This window comes from Kitasatospora sp. MBT66 (genome assembly GCF_000710405.2).
Classification (GTDB): domain Bacteria; phylum Actinomycetota; class Actinomycetes; order Streptomycetales; family Streptomycetaceae; genus Kitasatospora; species Kitasatospora purpeofusca.
The window spans coordinates 149,907-150,333 of the sequence record NZ_JAIY01000020.1 but is presented as its reverse complement, the minus strand read 5'-3'; positions in this window follow the sequence as shown (position 1 = coordinate 150,333).

Sequence of the window (427 nt, the reverse complement as noted above, 5' to 3'; positions counted from 1 at the left end):
GCGTCGCGGCTCTCGGTCCACAAGCGGCCGCGGCGGGTGGTGCTGGTGTCCGAACTCCCCAGGAACGCGCTGGGAAAGGTACTGAAGAAGCAGTTGTTGGCGGACACGGCACACGGGTGACGGGCGGTCACCCGGCGCCGGGTCGGGTGACGGTCGCTCACCTTCCGTGAGCCTTCCTTTGGCGCACTCCACTGCGCGCTGTGACCGGACGCGTGCCTACCGTGACAAGCGGCGCGGACCGGGTCCCCAGGGGCCCGCGCACCGCGTCCAGCGATTGGCGACCAGCGTTCGGCGCGACCGAGACGATCGGTGCGACCGGCGCGATCAGCGAAGGAAGACAGCAGCATGACGACCGTCAACACCGGCGCACCGGGTGCCGCCGACGACGCGACCGGGCAGCCCACTGCCACCACCTCCCCCCGGCCGG